The sequence below is a fragment of the Pseudomonas sp. BGA-UO-ETr-WB11 genome, from assembly GCF_059567785.1.
On sequence record NZ_JCAQOS010000003.1, the window covers coordinates 59,079 to 78,049 of the forward strand.

Consider the following 18,971-nt stretch of genomic DNA (forward strand, 5'->3'; position numbering starts at 1 on the left):
TAGGTCTCGATGCGGAACGGCAAGATCTCGCCATGATAGGGGTTTATGCCCGGTCGCGTCAGGTGGCCGCGGCGCAATGTCGCGCCGCGCGTCTGGGCGGTTGATCGATTCTAACCGCTATGGCGATAGCTAGGCTTAATCGTCTGCGCCTTTCAGCGAGCGTCAAGGCGGGCTATCATGCGCGTCACTTATTGCTTGCGACCGCGGAGATTTTCCATGAGCGAATTCATCACCAATGTTACTGACGCCAGCTTCGAACAAGATGTACTCAAGGCTGAAGGCGCAGTACTGGTCGATTACTGGGCTGAATGGTGTGGCCCGTGCAAGATGATTGCGCCGGTACTGGACGAAATTGCCCAGACCTACCAGGGCAAACTGAAAGTGTGCAAATTGAACATCGATGAAAACCAGGACACTCCGCCGAAGTTTGGCGTACGTGGCATTCCGACCCTGATGCTGTTCAAGAACGGCAACGTCGAAGCCACTAAAGTGGGCGCCCTGTCCAAGTCGCAACTGGCTGCGTTCCTCGACGCCAACATCTGATTGCGTGCGGCGCTGCCGCCGATCAGCGTTGTGCTAAAAGCCCCGCAAACTGCGGGGCTTTTTCTATTGGAAGGCTGGACGGCTGCCTAAAGCCGGTGTTACATTCGGCTCGCAACGGTTTCTCCGTTGCCCTCTACCAGCCGTCGCCGACGCATTCTGAATGCGAATCCAGTGTAGCGATCTTGTCGCCTTCCTCGCGGCGCGGCCTCTTAAGCCAAGTGCTTACCTCTCTCCTCGTGATTACGTCATTCCTATGAATCTGACCGAACTCAAGCAAAAGCCGATTACCGAACTGCTGGAAATGGCCGAACAACTGGGCATAGAAAATATGGCCCGTTCGCGCAAGCAAGATGTGATTTTCTCGTTGTTGAAAAAACACGCTAAAGGCGGCGAGGAAATTTCCGGTGATGGCGTGCTGGAGATTCTCCAGGACGGCTTCGGCTTCCTGCGCTCCGCTGACTCGTCCTACCTGGCTGGCCCAGACGACATCTATGTGTCGCCCAGCCAGATCCGTCGTTTCAACCTGCGTACCGGCGACACCATCGTTGGCAAGATCCGCCCGCCGAAAGAAGGCGAGCGTTATTTCGCCCTGCTCAAGGTCGACACGATCAACTACGACCGTCCGGAAAACGCCAAGAACAAGATCCTGTTCGAAAACCTGACGCCGTTGTTCCCCACCAAGCGTCTGGTGATGGAAGCCGGTAACGGCTCCACAGAAGACCTTACCGGCCGGGTCATCGACCTGTGTGCACCCATCGGTAAAGGTCAGCGCGGCCTGATCGTTGCTCCGCCGAAAGCGGGCAAGACCATCATGCTGCAGAACATTGCCGCCAACATCGCGCGCAACAACCCGGAATGCCACCTGATCGTTCTGTTGATCGATGAGCGTCCGGAAGAAGTAACCGAGATGCAGCGCACTGTGCGCGGCGAAGTGGTTGCCTCGACCTTCGACGAGCCGCCAACTCGCCACGTGCAAGTGGCCGAAATGGTGATCGAGAAGGCCAAGCGCCTGGTTGAGCACAAGAAAGACGTGGTCATCCTGCTCGACTCCATCACCCGTCTGGCGCGTGCCTACAACACCGTGATCCCGAGCTCCGGCAAGGTCCTCACCGGTGGTGTCGACGCCCACGCCCTAGAGAAGCCGAAACGCTTCTTTGGCGCCGCGCGTAACATCGAAGAAGGCGGTTCGCTGACCATCATCGCCACTGCGCTGGTGGAAACCGGCTCGAAGATGGACGAAGTGATCTACGAAGAGTTCAAGGGCACCGGCAACATGGAGCTGATCCTTGATCGCCGTGTTTCCGAGAAGCGCGTATTCCCGGCCATCAACATCAACAAATCCGGTACCCGCCGCGAAGAGTTGCTGACGGCCGAAGACGAGCTGCAGCGCATGTGGATTCTGCGCAAGCTGCTGCACCCGATGGACGAAATCGCAGCGATCGACTTCCTGCTCGACAAGCTGAAGCAGACCAAGACTAACGAAGAGTTCTTCATGTCCATGAAGCGCAAATAAGCGTCAGTATGTTGCAGCGCACAAGAGCCGGGGAAACCCGGCTTTTGTCTGTCTGCCACTGGCGCTGGCCGATTGCTTCTTCTGAATAACCGAGTTCGGCGCTAAACTTTAGCCTTCGACTCGTGCGCCGCAAATGGGGCTCTAGCATGCAGTATCGCGACCTTCGCGACTTTATCCGCGGTCTTGAACAGCGCGGCGAACTCAAGCGTATCAGCGCGCCAGTTTCACCCGTGCTGGAAATGACTGAAATCTGCGACCGCACCCTGCGCAAGGGCGGCCCGGCGCTGCTGTTTGAAAACCCCACGGGTTTCGACATGCCGGTGCTCGGCAACCTGTTCGGCACACCCAAGCGCGTGGCCTTGGGCATGGGCGCGGAAGAAGTCAGCGAGCTGCGCGAAATCGGCAAGCTGCTGGCCTTTCTCAAGGAGCCGGAGCCGCCCAAAGGGCTGAAGGATGCCTGGAGCAAGTTGCCGATCTTTCGCAAGGTGCTGGCCATGGCGCCCAAGGTGGTCAAGGACGCGCCCTGCCAGGAAGTGATCGAGGAGGGCGATGATGTCGACCTCACCAAGCTGCCGGTGCAAACCTGCTGGCCGGGCGATGTTGGCCCGTTGATTACCTGGGGCCTGACCATCACCAAGGGGCCGAATAAAGAGCGGCAGAACCTCGGTATTTATCGTCAGCAGGTGATCGGCCGCAACAAGGTGATCATGCGCTGGCTCAGCCACCGTGGCGGCGCCCTGGATTTCCGTGAGTGGTGCGAGAAGTACCCGGATCGTCCCTACCCGGTGTGCGTGGCCCTCGGTGCCGATCCGGCGACCATTCTCGGTGCTGTTACGCCAGTGCCGGACACCTTGTCCGAGTATGCGTTTGCTGGCCTGCTGCGCGGTCATCGCACCGAACTGGTCAAGGCCCGTGGCAGCGACCTGCAGGTGCCGGCCAGTGCTGAGATCGTCCTCGAAGGGGTGATTCATCCTGGCGAAACTGCGCCGGAAGGGCCTTACGGCGACCACACCGGTTACTACAACGAAGTCGATACCTTTCCGGTGTTTACTGTCGAGCGCATTACCCGCCGGCAAAAGCCGATCTACCACAGCACCTACACCGGCCGTCCGCCGGATGAGCCGGCAATTCTCGGCGTGGCGCTGAACGAAGTGTTCGTGCCGATCCTGCAGAAGCAGTTTCCCGAGATTGTCGACTTCTACCTGCCGCCGGAAGGTTGCTCGTACCGTATGGCGGTGGTCACCATCAAGAAGCAGTACCCCGGCCACGCCAAGCGCGTGATGCTTGGGGTGTGGAGTTTCCTGCGCCAGTTTATGTACACCAAGTTCGTTATCGTCACCGATGACGACATCAATGCCCGCGACTGGAATGACGTGATTTGGGCCATCACCACGCGCATGGACCCCAAGCGCGACACGGTGCTGATCGACAACACGCCAATCGACTACCTCGACTTCGCTTCGCCGATCTCCGGCCTGGGCTCGAAAATGGGCCTGGATGCGACGAACAAATGGCCGGGCGAAACCAATCGCGAATGGGGCCGCGCCATCGTTCAGGACGAGGCCATCAAGCAGCGCGTTGACGCCATGTGGGCCGAGTTGGGGATCGACTGATGAACGTCACCCTGCAACCCTCAGGTGCAGTGCTTGTGTTGCAACCCGGCGAGCGCATCCTCGATGGCGCGCGACGCCTCGGTTATGACTGCCCGCAAAGCTGTCGCAACGGCAATTGCCATATCTGCGCGGCCCTGCTGATTCAGGGGCGGGTGCGCCAGAGTGGTGAGGAGCGCGAGCATGGCGAGCTGTTTACCTGCCTGGCCGAGCCGTTGGAAGACTGCCTGTTGCACTGGGATGGCGTGCTGGCACCGGGCGAATTGCCGCAGCACCGGCTCAGCTGTCAGTTGATTGAGTGTGCCGAGATTGGCGGTGATGTCTGGCGGGTGCGCTTGCGTACGCCGGCGGGCAAGGTGCCGCGCTACCACGCTGGGCAGTATCTGTTGATAGAGCGGGCGGGCAGCGAGCCGGCGGCCTTTTCCCTGGCCTCGGCACCGCACTGCGGGCGCGAGCTGGAGTTGCATATCCTCGGGCGCGAAGCCAGCAGCCTGGAGTTGCTGGCCCAATTGCAGCGCGACGGGCTGGCGCGCATTCAATTGCCTTTCGGCGACACCCATTTGGCCGAGTTGCCGGAAGGGCCGTTGGTGCTGATTGCCGCGGGCACGGGCATGGCGCAGATGCACAGCCTGATCGAGCACTGTCGTGCGGCCGGCTTCAAATACCCGGTGCACCTCTACTGGGGCGCGCGTACGGCGGCGGATTTCTATGAGCTGCCGCATTGGCAGGAGTGGCAGACCCTGGCCAATCTGCGTGTACAGCGCGTGGTCAGTGAAGACCCGCGCTGGCCGGGCCGTCGGGGTTTACTGCATGCGGCGGTGCGTGAAGACTTTGCCGACCTCAAGCCCTTGCACGTGTATGCCAGTGGCTCGCCAGGGATGGTCTACGCGACCCTGGATGCCCTGGTGGAAGCGGGTATGGATGCCCAGCAGATGCGCGCCGACGTATTTGCCTACGCGCCGCGCGATTGAATCGCTGGAATAGAAAAGGCCGCCCTCGGGCGGCCTTTTTCTTTGCGTAGGATGGGTTGAGCGCAGCGATACCCATGGGCCGCAACCGATGGGTATCGCAGGCTCAACCCATCCTACAAAACGCAGTTCAGCGTACCTGCACCACGACTTTGCCGACTGCCTTGCGCTGACCGAGGGCATTGATCGCTTCGGCGGCCTGTTCCAGCGGGAAGACTTGCGACACCAGCGGTGTGACCTTGCCTTCGGCGTGCCAGGCGAACAGCTGCTGGAAGTTGGCCGCGTTGTCCTGCGGCTGGCGCTGGGCGAACGCGCCCCAGAACACCCCGAGCACTGCTGCGCCCTTGAGTAGGCAGAGGTTGACCGGCAGTTCCGGGATGCGCCCGCTGGCAAAACCTACCACCAGCAGGCGGCCGTTCCAGGCGATGCTGCGAATGGCCTGGTCGAACAGGTCGCCGCCCACCGGATCGTAGATCACGTCCACACCCTGGCCGCCGGTCAGGCGCTTCACTTCGTCCTTCAGGCTGGTTTCGCTGTAGTTGATCAGCTCATCGGCGCCAGCGGCTTTGGCCACGGCCAGTTTCTCTGCGCTGCTGGCGGCGGCGATCACCTTGGCACCCATGGCCTTGCCAATTTCCACTGCGGCCAGGCCGACACCGCCGGAGGCACCGAGTACCAGCAGGGTTTCGCCCGGCTGCAGGTTGGCGCGCTGCTTGAGGGCGTGCATCGAGGTGCCGTAGGTCATGCCGAAGGCGGCAGCGCTGTTGAAGTCCATGCCGGCCGGAATCGGCATGACGTTGTAACCCGGCACCGCCACCTGTTCGGCAAAGCTGCCCCAGCCGGTCAGGGCCATGACCCGGTCACCGACTTTGACATGACTGACTTTTTCGCCGACTGCCGCCACTACGCCGGCCGCTTCGCCACCCGGAGAAAATGGGAAAGGCGGCTTGAACTGATACTTGCCTTCGATGATCAGGGTGTCCGGGAAGTTGACCCCGGCAGCATGCACGTCCAGCACGATCTCGGTTTTCTTCACCTCAGGGCTGGCAACGTCTTCCAATACCAGGGTTTCGGCAGGGCCGAAGGCTTTGCACAGCACGGCTTTCATGGGGTTACTCCGTTAGTTGTTATGGTCGCCCAGTGTAGGCAGCGGTGGTCGCTGGTCAACGAGCATGGTCGCTTCTGATGGCACTGTATAAGCATTGGGCTTGGGTGCGACGGCGGCAATGGCTATGCTAGGACCTACTCTAGGCACCACCCCTCTCAGGAATGACCTCTGTGAAAGCTTTCATCGCACTGCTGCTGGCCCTGTCCTTGCCGTTTGCCGCCCACGCCCAGGAAGAGAAAAAGGAAGAAGGCGAAAACGCCGCGCCGAAAGTCATGTACGTCGGCATCATCCCGGCGCTGGTGGGCAACTACAGCTCCGGCATGAAGATGAAGTTCTACAAGGCCGACATCGCCCTGAAAGTCACCGGCAGCGAGGCTGAGGAGAAGGTTAAATACCACGAACCGCTGATCCGCAATCAGCTGGTGCAGCTGTTTTCCCAGCAGACCGACGAAACCCTCGGCAGCATGGATGCCAAAGAGAAGCTCCGCCAGGAAGCCCTTAAGCAAGTGCAGCAGGTGCTGGAGCAGGAAGAGGGCAAGCCCTATGTTGAAGACCTGCTGTTCAACAACCTGATCCTGCAATAGGGAAGCTACTGCGCTCGGTTATGCGGCGTTGGCGGAGCTGGGACAAATGCTCATTGGCACCAGCCAACTCCGCTTTTTCCCAGCTCCGCCGCCTTGCTTAACCTTCGCTCGCTACGCTTTCTCCATCGTCAGGCTGTCAAACTCCCGCGCAGACCTGTAGCCCGGATGCAATCCGGGGCAATACCTTCATAGCGCTTTTAGGCCGCCAAACTCTTGCGGAAGCGCCCCAGGGCGATGGCGAAGAACACCAAGCCGATGCTGGTCAGGGCCAGCAGCTCCGGCCAGATCAGCTCCAGGCTGGCATGGCGGAACAGGATCGCCTGGGACAGGCTGACAAAGTGGGTCGAGGGCGACACCTGCATCACCCACTGCAGCCAGGTCGGCATGCTGTCCAGCGGTGTGGTGCCGCCCGAGAGCAGCAGCATCGGGATAATCACTGGGATGCTCAGCAGGCCGAACTGCGGGATCGAGCGTGCCAGGGTGGCGAGGAAAATCCCCAGCGCCGTGCTGGCAAACAGGTACAGCGCGGTCACCGCGAGAAACATCGGCTGCGGCCCGGCCAGCGGCACGCCAATCAAGCCTTTCACTACCAACTCCAGTGACACCCAGGTGCACAGCACCACCACCAGAGCGTTGCTGAGAATCTTCGCCAGCATGATCTCCAGCGCCGTCAGCGGCAGCACCAACAGGTGATCGAGGGTGCCATGCTCGCGCTCGCGCAGCAGCGCGGTGCCGGTGAGGATGATGGCGAGAATGGTGATGTTGTTGACGATCTGAATCACCGCCAGGAACCAGCCGCCCTCCAGATTGGGGTTGAACAGCGCACGGGTGGTCATGCCGATCGGGCTGGGTGTCGTCTGCTGGCTGTACTCCAGCAGCTCACGCTGGAAAATTCGCCCCAGGTAACCGGCGCCCATAAAGGCTTGGCTCATGGCGGTGGCGTCGACGTTGAGTTGCACCTGCGGCTGGCGGCCGGCCAGCAGGTCGCTCTGGAAGTTGGGCGGCACGTTGAGGACGAAAGTGAAGTCGGCGTTGTCCAGGGCGCTGTCCATCTTGTCGTAGGCCAGCGGTACGGGTGCCTGGAACTCCGGTGGCAGCAGGGCGTCGGCGAGCTTGCGCGAGAGAGCGCTGCGGTCCTCGTCGACGATCGCTACGCTGGCGTTGTGCACGCCCATGATCGAACCCTTGGCCGGCATGTAGATGGCCACGCTGAAGGCATACAGCAGGAAGACCAGCAGCACGCTGTCGTGGCGCAGGCTGGTGAGTTCCTTCAGGCCGAGGCGGTAGATGTGCGCCAGACGTTTCATCTCAAGCCTCCTGCTTTTTCAGCAAGGCCACGCTGAGGCCGGTGAACACCACAAAGAAGCCGAACAGGGCCAGGCACTGGGGCCACAGTTGGCGTATATCGAGGGCCTTGGTGAAGGTGCCGACGGCGATGTCGAGAAAGTAACCGGCCGGGAACAGATCGCCCATCAGTGCCGCGCCGCCGGCCAGGGATGAGCGCGGCACGATCAGCCCGGAAAACTGGATGGTCGGCAGGCTGGTAAGAATCATGGTGCCTAGGATTGCCGCGATCTGGGTCTTGGTGAACGCCGAGATGAGCAGGCCGAGGCTGGTGGTCGCCAGCACATACAGCAGGCCGCCGAAGGCCAGGGTCAGCACGCTGCCCTTGAGCGGCACGCCAAACAGCCAGCGGTTGATGGCCACCAGCAATGCCAGGTTGAGCAGGCTGACGGCGATATAGGGCAGCTGCTTGCCGAACAGGAACTCCAGGCGGCTGAGCGGGGTGGAGTAGAAGTTGCTGATCGAGCCCAGCTCCTTCTCGCGCACCACGCCGAGGGCGGTGAGCATGGCCGGGATAAACACCAGAATCAGCGCCATCACGCCGGGGCCGATGGCGTTTACGCTGACCACGTCCTGGTTGTAGCGAAAGCGGGTTTCCAGGCCGGCGCTGGCCGTTGCTGTGCTCGATGTGCTGCTGTTGGCGGCCAGGGCGGTGAGGTTTTCCAAGTGCACGGCTTCGATGTAGTTGCGGCTGGTTTCGGCGCGGAACGGCATGCTGCCATCCAGCCACACTGCCACTTGCGGCTGACGTCCGGCATACAGGTCGCGGCCGAAGCCGGGCGGGATTTCCAGGACGATCTTCACCTCCGAGCGTTGCAGGCGCTGGTGCAGCTCCTGCGGCGAGCTGACCGGGGCGTGCTCCTCGAAGTAGCGTGAGCCGCGGAAGGCTTCCAGATAACTGCGACTCTGCGCCGAGTTGTCCTGGTCGAAAGCGGCGAAGCGCAGGTTCTCCACGTCGAGGGAGATGCCATAGCCGAAAATCACCATCATAAACATCGAGCCGAGCAGGGCGAACGCCAGGCGCACCGGGTCGCGGCGCAGCTCCTTGCCTTCGCGCACCGCCACCGCACGCAGACGGCGCACGCTGAAACGCGGGCTGACCGGCACCGGGGTGTTGGCGGTGGCCGTGGTTTTGGGTTCGTGCTCGGGGGCCGCCTTCTCGCTGGGCTCGGCGGGTTGGCCGGCTTTGTCAGTCGGAGCTGCAGCCTGGGCCTGCTCCAGGCAGGTGATAAAGGCATCTTCCAGGGTGGCGCCGGCGAACTGCTGCTGCAGCGCGGCCGGGGTGTCGCAGGCAAGCACCTGGCCGGCGTGCATCAGCGAGATGCGGTCGCAGCGTTCGGCTTCGTTCATAAAGTGGGTGGAGAGAAAGATGGTCACGCCCTGCTCGCGTGACAGTTCGATCAGCAGCCGCCAGAAATCATCGCGGGCGGCTGGGTCGACCCCGGACGTGGGCTCATCGAGGATCAGCACCTCCGGTTTATGCAGCACCGCCACCGCCAGGGATAACCGCTGACGCACGCCGAGAGGCAGCTCGCCGGACTGCTGCTGGGCCACCTCGCTGAGGCTGAAGCGCTGCATCAGCGCCTGGCTACGGGCCACGCCTTCGGCAGCGGGCAGGTCGAACAGGCGCGCGTGCAGCTCCAGGTTCTGCTGCACGCTGAGCTCGCCGTAGAGCGAGAAACTCTGCGACATAAAGCCAACGCGCTTGCGGGTTTCCAGGTCCTTGGCATCCACCTGTTTGCCAAACAACTTGGCACTGCCCTCCGTGGCGGCCAGCAGGCCAGTGAGGACCTTCATGGTGGTGGTCTTGCCGCAGCCGTTGGAGCCGAGAAAGCCAAAGATCTCGCCGCGGCGAATGGCAAAGCTGACCTTGTCGACGGCAGTGAAATCGCCAAAGCGCAGGGTCAGGTCCGTGGCTTCGATAGCGGTTTCTGCCTCGCCAGCCGCCAGTGGCGGAATCACCAGAGCCTGATGTTGGCCGGCTTGGGCACCCTGGAAGTGGGTAAAGGCGGCGTCGAGTTTGCCGCTCGGGGTGGCGGCGGCGAGCTCGGCCGTCGGGCCTTGAGCGATCAGCTTGCCGCGGTCGAGCATCAGGCATTGCTCGAACTGTGCGGCCTCTTCCATATAGGCGGTGGCCACCAGCAGGGTCAGTTGCGGACGCTCGCGGCGTACCTGCTCGACCAGCTCCCAGAAGCTGCGCCGTGACAACGGGTCGACGCCGGTGGTGGGCTCGTCGAGGATCAGCAGGTCGGGGTCGTGGATCAGCGCGCAACACAGACCGAGCTTCTGCTTCATGCCGCCGGAGAGTTTGCCGGCCGGGCGCTCGGCAAAGCGGGTCAGGTCGGTGGCGCTGAGCAGTTGGGGCAGGCGCTGCTCAAAGTCGGCTTTGCTGAGACCGAACAGGGTGGCAAAGAACTGGATGTTTTCGCGGATCGACAGTTCCGGATAGAGGTTCTGCCCCAACCCTTGCGGCATATAGGCGATGCGCGGGTACAGGCTGGTGCGGTGGCGGCGCGCGCTGATGCTGCCGCCGAGCACGTCCAGCTCGCCCTGCTGGAGGATTTTCACCCCGGCGATCAAGCCCAGCAGACTGGATTTACCCGCGCCATCCGGGCCGATCAGGGCGCAGCGGGTGCCGGCTTCGATGCTGAACTGAATGCCTTCCAGCGCCGTTTGTTTCCCGTAGCGATGGCCCAGGCCGCTGGCCTTAACCGCGAGCTCGCTCATTGCAGGTTGGCCGGCCAGTCCATTGCCTGGGTGCGCACATAACCGGCGCCGGGCATGCCGGGCTTGGCCTGGGGTACGGCGGCGGGATCAGTCAGGCGCAACTTGACCCGAAATACCAGCTTCTGCCGCTCATCGCGGGTCTCCACCTCTTTCGGGGTGAACTGCGATTTGGCCGCGACAAAGGTGATTTTGGCCGGCAGCGGGCGCTCCGGTAGGGCGTCGAGCAGCACTCGCGCCTCATCGCCAACCGCCAGGGCGCCGGCCTGGGCGGCGGGCAGGTAGAGGTTCATGTACTGATCGTTGGCGTCGATCAGCAGCAGCACACGACCGCCGGCGCCGAGCACTTCGCCGGGCTCGGCGAGGCGCAGCTGGACGATGCCGTCGATCGGTGCCAGCAGGCTGCTGTCGTCGATTTCGCTGGTGAGCTGCGCCACCTGGGCCTCGGCGGCGCCTATGGCTGCCTGCAAGGCGCCGACCTGGGCTTGGGCCGCATTCACGGCGGCATCGCTGGTTTCCAGGCGTGATTGCTGCTGGTCGAGCAGCTGCCGGCTGGCGTAGTTACGGCGGAACAGTTCGGTGGTGCGCTTGAGCTCCTGGCCGGCCAGGTGATGTTCGCTGAGGCGCAGCTGCACATTGGCTTCGGCTGCCGCCAGGGTCTGTTTGGCCCGCAGTACTTCGGCTTCGGCCTGGGTACGGCTGGCTTCCAGGGTGCGGGTGTCGAGGCGTGCGAGCAGCTGATCCTTGCTCACCCGGTCGCCCTCGTTGACCAGCACTTCGGCCAGACGCCCAGGGGTTTTGCTGGCGATCTGCACTTCGGTGGCTTCGAGGCGGCCGTTGGCCATGCTCAGGCCTTCTGGCAGCTGGCTGCTGACTGAGCGCCAGTAGCCAAAGGCCGCGACGGCGACCAGTAACAGAACCAGGGGAATCGCCAATAAACGCGAGGGGCGGTGCGAGCTAGACATGTGAGTTCCTTCTGCAGCAAGTACCTGCAGTCTGCCGGTTTTGGCCAAAAGTTGTGTTGATACTTATCAACGCCCCTCGGAGCTCAAGGCGAGAATGGCCTGCCACTGCTCGGCGCTCACTGGCATCACTGACAGGCGACTGCCCTTTTGCAGCAGAGCCATGTCGCTCAACGCCAGTTGGCTGCGCAGCAGTGCCAGGCTGAGAACGCCTGGAAAGGCGGCCACGAACTCGACGTCAATCGCGCTCCAGGGGTTCTTCTCGGCGCTGGCCTTGGCGTCGAAGTAATGGCTCTCGGGTTCGAGGGCGGTGGGGTCGGGATAGGCGCTGGCAGCAATCCGACCAATACCGGCAATTCCCGGTTGCGGGCAGCTGGAGTGATAGAAGAAGAACAGTTCACCGACCTGCATGCTGCGCAAGAAGTTGCGTGCCTGATAGTTGCGCACGCCGTCCCAGCGCGCACGGCCCAGGCGTTGCAGGTCATGGATGGACAGTTCGTCGGGTTCCGATTTCATCAGCCAATGGGCCACGGTGGGAGCTCTCTGCAATAAAAATGTGACAGACCGACAGTTGACTGACGCCAGAACTTGCGCAGGCCTTCACGTTGTTGGACGATAGTCTCGCTTATGCTGCGTTCTGCGGCGAAAAATAATAATAACGCCGGTCATCGTGCGAAGTTTGCCAAGTTTAAGGGGGGGCAATCGATGAAACGCAAGCCAGATTTACTGTGGGTATTGGTTATTGTCTTTGGTCTGGGGGTGGTCACCACCGGCTACACCCAGAGCTTGTGGGAGCGCCAGGACGCGGCGCCGGTCAGTCAGGTGCAGCAACCCTGAACCCCTGCGCGTCAACCCGGACGACGCGCCACGCCATACCAGCCTCGATCGGTCACCGTTGCCTGCAAAGGCACATCCCAGCTGGCCGTGGGCAACTTCTCGACTTTCTGACATTCATGGGCCAGGCCTAGCAGCCGCGGCTTGTGCATGCCTGGGTGGCGCGTTTTGTGCGCCAGGCTGCGGTCATAGAAGCCGCCCCCCATGCCCAGGCGCCCGCCGTGGGCATCAAACCCCACCAGCGGTAACAAGATCAGGTCCAGGGCCCAGACCTTGCGCTGACGTGCGCGGTTGGCTAATGGCTCGGCAATCCTGAAGCGGTTGCGGCGCAGCTTGTCTCGTGGGCTGATGCGCTGAAACACCATCTTGGTTTTTGGCCAGGCGCTGAGTACCGGTAGGTAGGTGATCTTGCCTCGGCGCTGGGCGGCGCGCAGCAGCCAGCCGGGATCGATCTCGCCATCGTTGGGCAGGTACAGGGCAATGTGCTGGGCGCGGCGAAAGGTCGGGTGCTGGGCCAGTTGCTTGTACAGATTGCGGGCCGCGCATTGTTGCTGAGCGCGGCTGAGGGCACGACGAGCAGCGCGCAATTGGCGGCGCAACTGAGCGCGATTTGGCGCGGCGGCATTGTTCATGGCGATGGCTGTTTGCGTGGGCGGTGTTGCGGGGTTTGTCGAACGGCAGCGCGGTTTGATGTTACAGGCGCTGCAGGCAGAAAGATGACTCCCCGGAGTGCCGCTGTCGGCTTGGCCCTTGAACCCGAAAGTTCAAGGTGGAGGTTGCAGGAAACCTTTAGGCTTTCCGTCTGGCGGACATGCGCACCGGTCTCAACTTGCAACCCCCAGGGTAGTGCGAATCGGCTCAGGGACATCGCCAACTGGCGCACACACCAGGGAGGTGAGGCCAGTATACCCAAATATGCGGGACTGCCATCAGCCTTATTGGTCATCCGGATGGGTGGCCAGGGCCTTGTCGACGCGGCCGAGCAGGTCGCGCACGCAATCGCGGGTTTCGTCGGCCTGTTGATCGAGGCGCTGCTTTTTGTGCAGCAGGTCGTGGGTGATGTTCAGCGCGGCCATCACGGCCACCCGATCGGCACCGATGACTTTGCCGCCGGAGCGGATCTCGCGCATCTTGCCGTCCAGGTAACGGGCGGCGTTTTCCAGGTTGGCGCGCTCGTCAGCCGGGCAAGCAATGCAGTAGTCCTTGTCGAGGATCTGCACGGTGAGGGTCTTGGCTTGGGTCATGTGTCTTGCTCCAGGGCTTTCAGGCGCGAAATCATTGATTCGACCTTATGCCGGGCCATTTCGTTCTTTTCGATCAGATGGGCGCGTTCCTCGCGCCAGGCCTTTTCGCTCGCCCGCAGGTGCCGGTTCTGAACCTTGAGGTGCTCGACGCTCTGGATCAGTAGCTCCAGTTTGGCCGTCAGTGCGCGCAGATCGGCGTCTTCCATTGGCTCTCTACTTGGCGATAAATGAGCGGAACTATATAGGTCCGGCTCGGCGTGAGGTCAAACCCGTCGAGCGCCTTGAATGGTCTTGGCGCGTCTGCCGGTGCTAGGATACGAGGCCTTCATTCTAGTCATTGCGCCGTCTGGCGCCTAGTTCAGATACCTATTCCGATGACCACTCAAAATTCCCCGTACGCCGCTTTCGCCACCCTGCTCGCCAGCAGCGGTCAACCCGTTTCGCCGGCCGAGCTGCATGGCCTGTTGCTCGGTCGCAGTTGCGCCGGTTCCGGCTTCGACCTTGAACCTTGGCTGGTGGATGCCACCGAACTGCTCGGCAGCGAGCCGCAAGACAACGTGCGTCAGGCGCTGATTGGCCTGCAGGAAATGGTCAAAGGCGAGCTGTCCGGCTCCGAGGTTACCGTGGTGCTGCTGTTGCCGGGCGACGATGCGCCGCTGGTGGAACGCGCTCAGGCCTTGGGCTTGTGGTGTCAGGGTTTCCTCGGTGGTTTTGGTCTGACCGCCCGCGACACCGCGTTGTCGGCCGAGGCCATGGAAGTGCTGCAGGACCTGGCCGCTATCGCCCAGGTGCAGAGCGCCCTGGAAGAATCCGAAGACGGCGAGAACGACTACATGGAAGTCATGGAGTACCTGCGCGTAGCGCCGCTGCTGCTGTTCGCCGAGTGCGCCAAGCCGCTGGCCGCCGCGCCGAAACCATCCCTGCACTGATCAGTCGAGAGTCGTTATGACCTGCATCCCGAAAGCGGAATATGCCCGTCGGCGCAAGGCGCTGATGGCGCAGATGGAGCCCAACAGCATTGCCATTCTGCCGGCCGCGCCGGTGTATATCCGCAACCGCGATGTGGAACATATCTACCGCCAGGACAGCGATTTCCAGTACCTCACCGGCTTCCCCGAGCCGGAAGCGGTGCTGGCCCTGATCCCCGGTCGTGAGCATGGCGAGTACGTGCTGTTCTGCCGCGAGCGCAACCCCGAGCGCGAGCTGTGGGATGGTTTGCGGGCTGGCCAGGATGGCGCCATCAGCCAGTTCGGCGCCGATGATGCCTTCCCGATCAGCGACATCGACGAGATCCTGCCGGGCCTGATCGAGGGCCGTGAGCGGGTCTATTACGCCCTCGGCATCCATCAGGAATTCGACCGTCACCTGATGGAGTGGATCAACGTGATCCGCTCCAAGGCCCGTCAGGGTGCACAGCCGCCGAATGAGTTTGTCGCCCTTGACCACCTGTTGCACGACATGCGCTTGTACAAGTCGGCGGCGGAAGTGAAGGTGATGAAGGCCGCTGCCGACATTTCCGCCCGTGCCCACGTACGCGCCATGCAGGCCTGCCGCGCCGGATTGTATGAGTACAGCCTGGAAGCCGAGCTGGATTACGAATTCCGCAAGGGCGGCGCGAAAATGCCGGCCTACGGCTCGATCGTCGCCACCGGCAAAAACGCCTGCATCCTGCATTACCGCGAGAACGACGCGCTGCTGAAAGACGGCGATCTGGTGTTGATCGACGCCGCCTGCGAGATCGACTGCTACGCCAGTGACATCACCCGCACCTTCCCGGTCAGTGGCACCTTTTCGCCCGAGCAGAAGGCCATCTACGAGCTGGTGCTGGCCTCCCAGGAAGCCGCATTCAAGGAAATCGCCCCCGGCAAACACTGGAACGCCGCCCATGAAGCCACCGTGCAAGTGATCACCGCCGGCCTGGTGGAGTTGGGCCTGCTGAGCGGTGCCGTGGATGAGCTGATCGCCAGCGAAGCCTACAAACCCTTCTATATGCACCGCGCCGGCCACTGGCTGGGTATGGATGTGCACGACGTTGGCGACTACAAGATCGGCGGCGAATGGCGTGAGCTGGAAGTCGGCATGGCCATGACCGTGGAGCCGGGCATCTACATCGCCGTCGACAACCAGAACGTGGCGAAGAAATGGCGCGGTATTGGCGTGCGTATCGAAGACGATGTGGTAGTAACCAAGGGCGGCTGCGAGATTCTCACCGGCGGCGTACCCAAGACCGTGGCTGAAGTCGAAGCCCTGATGGCCGAGGCGCAGTCCGCCCGCGCAGTGGTCGCCTGATGAGTCGCGTACAGCTTGCGATCATCGGCGGCGGCCTGGTTGGCGCCAGCCTGGCCCTGGCCCTGCAAGCCGGCGCCAAGGCCCGCGGCTGGCAGATCGTGCTGATCGAGCCCTTCGCCCCCGGCGACAGTTATCAGCCTAGCTACGATGCGCGTTCCACCGCGCTGTCCTACGGCACTCGGCAGATCTACCAGCGTCTGGGTATCTGGCCGAGCATCAGCGAGCGCGCCGAGCCGATTGCGCAGATCCATGTGTCCGACCGTGGCCGCTTCGGCGCCGCACGTTTGAGTGCCGCTGACGAAGGTGTGCCGGCCCTGGGTTATGTGGTGGAAAACGCCTGGCTCGGCCATTGCCTGTGGCAGGCCCTGGATAAAGACGTCATCAGCTGGCGTTGCCCCGACGAAGTGGTGGCCATGCATAACCTTGGCGATGGCTATCGCCTGACCCTCAAGGACGGCGCCAGCCTTGAGTGTGACCTGGCCATTCTGGCCGACGGCGGCCGCTCTGGTCTGCGTGAGCAACTGGGCATTGCCGTGACCCAACGGCCCTATCAGCAGAGCGCCCTGATCGCCAATATCACCCCCAGTGAAGCGCACCAGGGCCAGGCCTTCGAGCGCTTCACCGAGGCTGGCCCGATGGCCATGCTGCCGTTGGCGGACAACCGCTGCGCGCTGGTCTGGACCCGTCCGGGTGCCGATGCTGAGCGTCTGGCGGCGCTGCCCGAACGGGCGTTTCTGGATGAGCTGCAAGCCGCCTTTGGCTATCGCCTCGGTGCCTTGCGCAAGGTCGGTGCGCGTCATCTGTATCCACTGGCGCTGGTCGAGGCCCAGGAGCAGGTGCGTCCCCATCTGGTGGTGCTCGGCAACGCCGCCCACAGCCTGCATCCGATTGCCGGGCAGGGTTACAACCTGTCCCTGCGCGATACTCTGGAGTTGGCCGAGAGCTTGCTGGCCAGCACCGCGCCCCTGGGCGAGCTGGCGTGCCTGCAGGGTTATCTCGACCGTCAGCGCCTCGATCAGCAGATGACCGTGGGCTTCTCCGATCAGGTCACCAAACTGTTCACCACCGGCCAGCCGCTGCTGGTGGCCGGGCGTAACCTGGGCCTGCTGGGCCTCGACCTGTTACCGCCAGCCAAGCGCTGGTTTGCTCGCCAGGCCATGGGCCTGGGGCCTCGTTCCGTTTGAGAGCGCATTGATGAAAGCACGCACCTTAGCCCGCAAGGCCCGCTTCCTGCGCTGGGCGCTGAACTTCTATCCGCCCTATATCGGCGCCGGCGTGCGGGTGCGGCATATCAGCGCGGACTTCCAACAGGTGCAGGTAAAAATGGGCCTGGGCTGGTACAACCGCAACTATGTCGGCACCCAGTTCGGCGGCAGCCTGTATTCGATGACTGATCCGTTTTTCATGCTGATGGTGATGGAGTGCCTCGGCCGCCAGTACATCGTCTGGGACAAGGCGGCGCGTATCGACTTTATCGCCCCAGGCAAAGGCCCGGTGTTCGCCAACTTTGCCATCGACGAAGCGCTGTTGACGGACATTCGCACCCACACCGCCGCAGGCGACAAGTACCTGCCCGAACTGCACGTGGATGTGCGGGACGGCGAGGGTACGCTGGTGGCGCGGGTGCACAAGACCCTTTACGTACGACTCAAGCCGCGTGAGCGGCAGGCAGCCTAAGGAATACACATGCGTGCGGATCTGATCATTGTGGGCGCCGGTATGGTTGGCAGCGCCCTGGCGTTGGCCCTGCAACACAGCGGGCTGCAAATCCTGCTGCTGGATGGCGGGCCGCTGAGCGTCAAACCCTTCGATCAGAACGCGGCGTTCGAGCCGCGGGTCAGTGCCTTGTCGGCGGCCAGCCAGCGCATTCTTGAGCGCCTCGGCGCCTGGGATGGGATCGCCGCACGGCGCACCAGCCCCTACGGCGAGATGCAGGTGTGGGACGGTTCCGGCACCGGTCAGGTGCATTTTTCCGCCGCCAGCGTGCATGCCGAGGTGCTCGGCCATATCGTCGAAAATCGCGTGGTGCAGGATGGCCTGCTGGACGCGCTTTACGAAGCTGATCTCGGCCTGTTGCCGGGCGCTCGCCTGGAGCAGCTGCGCCGCTCCGGTGATGACTGGCTGCTGACCCTCACCGATGGCCGCGAGTTGCGCGCGCCGTTGGTGATCGCTGCCGACGGTGCCAATTCAGCGGTGCGTCGCCTGGCCGGCTGCGCCACCCGTGAGTGGTATTACCTGCACCACGCCATCGTCACCAGCGTGCGCTGCAGCAAACCTCACCAGCAGACTGCCTGGCAGCGTTTCACTGATGACGGTCCATTGGCCTTCCTGCCGCTGGCCAAGGCTGATGATGCCGAGCACTGGTGCTCGATTGTCTGGTCGACCACTCCGGCCGAGGCTGAACGGCTGATGGCGCTGGACGATGCCGCCTTCTGCCACGAGTTGGGCAAAGCCTTTGAATGGCGCTTGGGCGATGTGCTGGAGAGCGATCCACGGCATTGCATTCCGCTGCGTCAACGCCACGCCAAGCGCTATGTGGAGCCTGGCCTGGCGCTGATCGGCGATGCCGCCCACACCATTCACCCGCTGGCCGGGCAGGGAGTTAACCTCGGTTTCCTCGATGCCGCCGTGCTTGCCGAAGTGCTGCTGCACGCATTGGAGCGGGGCGAAAATCTCGCCGATATCAAAGTGCTTGGTCGCTTCGAACGCCGTCGCATGCCGCACAACCTGGCGATGATGGCGGCCATGGAAGGCTTCGAGCGGCTGTTCCAGGCCGATCCGTTGCCGCTGCGCTGGCTGCGCAACAGTGGTCTGAATCTGGTCGATGGCGCCAACGAGGCCAAGGCGCTGTTCGTCCGCCAGGCCCTGGGCTTGTCCGGTGATCTGCCGGAGTTGGCGCGTCTGTAGCAGGCCGTTGAAGAACTACCTGCGTTGGCAATACTGCGTTAAAAACGGCCTCACAGCCGAAGGCTGAACGTGCTTCAGCACGACCCCAAAGGGGTGAGCGAAGCGAATCAAATGCTCATTTACAACTCGTAAATTCCGCTTTTGACTCGCTACGCTCGCCCTGTGGGCCAGCCTATGGCTGTTACTGCGCTTCGCTACGTTGCGGCCGTTTTTGCCTTGTCTTGCCTGCCTCGCCTACGTTTTCAACGGCCTGCTAGTCGAGCCACAGTTACGTTGGAATTGATTGGCGACAATTGATCGGTGCGGGATGGGAGTAGAGTAATTGCTAACCTAAATAGCAT

Annotated in this window: 19 protein-coding genes and 1 other RNA gene; 11 read left to right on the top strand and 9 right to left on the bottom strand. The window is 62.5% G+C overall.

Going from position 1 to position 18,971, the window contains the following annotated elements; translation table 11 throughout:
* Nucleotides 1-216: 216 nt before the first annotated feature.
* From trxA to AC56DI_RS01745, 4 genes are all read left to right on the top strand, one after another.
* A complete protein-coding gene (gene trxA / locus AC56DI_RS01730; protein ID WP_324519187.1) occupies nt 217-543 on the top strand; it encodes a thioredoxin TrxA in 327 nt (108 codons plus the stop codon).
* A gap of 253 nt (nt 544-796) precedes the next feature.
* A complete protein-coding gene (gene rho / locus AC56DI_RS01735; RefSeq protein WP_324519188.1) occupies nt 797-2,056 on the top strand; it encodes a transcription termination factor Rho in 1,260 nt (419 codons plus the stop codon).
* 146 nt (nt 2,057-2,202) lie between these two features.
* Nucleotides 2,203-3,669 carry a 4-hydroxy-3-polyprenylbenzoate decarboxylase gene (gene ubiD / locus AC56DI_RS01740; protein WP_496344672.1) on the top strand — a complete coding sequence of 489 codons (1,467 nt, stop codon included), beginning with the start codon at nt 2,203-2,205 and terminating at the stop codon, nt 3,667-3,669.
* Nucleotides 3,669-4,637, top strand: a complete 969-nt coding sequence (locus AC56DI_RS01745; protein WP_496344673.1) for a CDP-6-deoxy-delta-3,4-glucoseen reductase — start codon at nt 3,669-3,671, stop codon at nt 4,635-4,637. Before ubiD ends, AC56DI_RS01745 begins: the two co-directional genes overlap by 1 nt.
* 127 nt (nt 4,638-4,764) lie before the next feature.
* On the opposite strand, the gene AC56DI_RS01750 is transcribed toward AC56DI_RS01745, so the two are convergent.
* Nucleotides 4,765-5,742, bottom strand: a complete 978-nt coding sequence (locus tag AC56DI_RS01750; protein WP_496344674.1) for an NADPH:quinone oxidoreductase family protein — start codon at nt 5,740-5,742, stop codon at nt 4,765-4,767.
* 170 nt (nt 5,743-5,912) lie between these two features.
* On the opposite strand from AC56DI_RS01750, the gene AC56DI_RS01755 reads away from it, so the two are divergent.
* Complete coding sequence (locus tag AC56DI_RS01755) at nt 5,913-6,326, top strand: flagellar basal body-associated protein FliL (RefSeq protein WP_496344675.1); 414 nt, start codon at nt 5,913-5,915, stop codon at nt 6,324-6,326.
* Between the two features lie 197 nt (nt 6,327-6,523).
* On the opposite strand, the gene AC56DI_RS01760 is transcribed toward AC56DI_RS01755, so the two are convergent.
* The 4 genes from AC56DI_RS01760 to AC56DI_RS01775 all read right to left on the bottom strand — a co-directional run bounded on the left by AC56DI_RS01760 (nt 6,524) and on the right by AC56DI_RS01775 (nt 11,872).
* A complete protein-coding gene (locus AC56DI_RS01760; RefSeq protein ID WP_324519193.1) occupies nt 6,524-7,633 on the bottom strand; it encodes an ABC transporter permease in 1,110 nt (369 codons plus the stop codon).
* Nucleotide 7,634: 1 nt separating this feature from the next.
* The gene (gene rbbA / locus AC56DI_RS01765; protein ID WP_496344676.1) at nt 7,635-10,397 is read right to left on the bottom strand and encodes a ribosome-associated ATPase/putative transporter RbbA; all 2,763 of its coding nucleotides are present in this window, start codon (nt 10,395-10,397) and stop codon (nt 7,635-7,637) included.
* Nucleotides 10,394-11,359 carry an HlyD family secretion protein gene (locus tag AC56DI_RS01770; RefSeq protein WP_496344677.1) on the bottom strand — a complete coding sequence of 322 codons (966 nt, stop codon included), beginning with the start codon at nt 11,357-11,359 and terminating at the stop codon, nt 10,394-10,396. The genes rbbA and AC56DI_RS01770 overlap by 4 nt, the downstream gene beginning before the upstream one ends.
* A 66-nt stretch (nt 11,360-11,425) precedes the next feature.
* Complete coding sequence (locus AC56DI_RS01775; RefSeq protein WP_496344678.1) at nt 11,426-11,872, bottom strand: EVE domain-containing protein; 447 nt, start codon at nt 11,870-11,872, stop codon at nt 11,426-11,428.
* Between the two features lie 189 nt (nt 11,873-12,061).
* On the opposite strand from AC56DI_RS01775, the gene AC56DI_RS01780 reads away from it, so the two are divergent.
* Nucleotides 12,062-12,193, top strand: a complete 132-nt coding sequence (locus tag AC56DI_RS01780; RefSeq protein ID WP_422587973.1) for a hypothetical protein — start codon at nt 12,062-12,064, stop codon at nt 12,191-12,193.
* An 11-nt stretch (nt 12,194-12,204) separates the two neighbouring features.
* On the opposite strand, the gene AC56DI_RS01785 is transcribed toward AC56DI_RS01780, so the two are convergent.
* The 4 genes from AC56DI_RS01785 to AC56DI_RS01800 all read right to left on the bottom strand — a co-directional run bounded on the left by AC56DI_RS01785 (nt 12,205) and on the right by AC56DI_RS01800 (nt 13,640).
* On the bottom strand, nt 12,205-12,822 hold the full coding sequence (locus AC56DI_RS01785) for a 5-formyltetrahydrofolate cyclo-ligase (protein WP_496344679.1): 618 nt from the start codon (nt 12,820-12,822) through the stop codon (nt 12,205-12,207).
* Between the two features lie 85 nt (nt 12,823-12,907).
* Nucleotides 12,908-13,086: non-coding RNA, 6S RNA (gene ssrS / locus AC56DI_RS01790), on the bottom strand.
* Nucleotides 13,087-13,125: 39 nt separating this feature from the next.
* Complete coding sequence (locus tag AC56DI_RS01795; RefSeq protein ID WP_324519199.1) at nt 13,126-13,434, bottom strand: cell division protein ZapA; 309 nt, start codon at nt 13,432-13,434, stop codon at nt 13,126-13,128.
* Nucleotides 13,431-13,640, bottom strand: coding sequence for a TIGR02449 family protein (locus AC56DI_RS01800; RefSeq protein ID WP_324519200.1), 210 nt, complete (start codon nt 13,638-13,640; stop codon nt 13,431-13,433). The genes AC56DI_RS01795 and AC56DI_RS01800 overlap by 4 nt, the downstream gene beginning before the upstream one ends.
* A gap of 168 nt (nt 13,641-13,808) precedes the next feature.
* Between AC56DI_RS01800 and AC56DI_RS01805 the strand changes: the two genes are divergently transcribed.
* The 5 genes from AC56DI_RS01805 to AC56DI_RS01825 are packed head-to-tail and all read left to right on the top strand — an operon-like array spanning nt 13,809 to nt 18,630.
* Nucleotides 13,809-14,363: a YecA/YgfB family protein gene (locus AC56DI_RS01805; RefSeq protein ID WP_496344680.1), complete on the top strand. Its 555-nt coding sequence runs from the start codon at nt 13,809-13,811 to the stop codon at nt 14,361-14,363.
* Nucleotides 14,364-14,379: 16 nt separating this feature from the next.
* Nucleotides 14,380-15,723: a Xaa-Pro aminopeptidase gene (gene pepP / locus AC56DI_RS01810; protein ID WP_496344681.1), complete on the top strand. Its 1,344-nt coding sequence runs from the start codon at nt 14,380-14,382 to the stop codon at nt 15,721-15,723.
* On the top strand, nt 15,723-16,907 hold the full coding sequence (gene ubiH / locus AC56DI_RS01815; protein WP_496344682.1) for a 2-octaprenyl-6-methoxyphenyl hydroxylase: 1,185 nt from the start codon (nt 15,723-15,725) through the stop codon (nt 16,905-16,907). The genes pepP and ubiH overlap by 1 nt, the downstream gene beginning before the upstream one ends.
* A gap of 10 nt (nt 16,908-16,917) precedes the next feature.
* The gene (locus AC56DI_RS01820) at nt 16,918-17,400 is read left to right on the top strand and encodes a DUF4442 domain-containing protein (RefSeq protein ID WP_496344683.1); all 483 of its coding nucleotides are present in this window, start codon (nt 16,918-16,920) and stop codon (nt 17,398-17,400) included.
* A gap of 9 nt (nt 17,401-17,409) precedes the next feature.
* Complete coding sequence (locus AC56DI_RS01825) at nt 17,410-18,630, top strand: 2-octaprenyl-3-methyl-6-methoxy-1,4-benzoquinol hydroxylase (RefSeq protein ID WP_496344684.1); 1,221 nt, start codon at nt 17,410-17,412, stop codon at nt 18,628-18,630.
* The last annotated feature ends 341 nt before the right edge of the window (nt 18,631-18,971 follow it).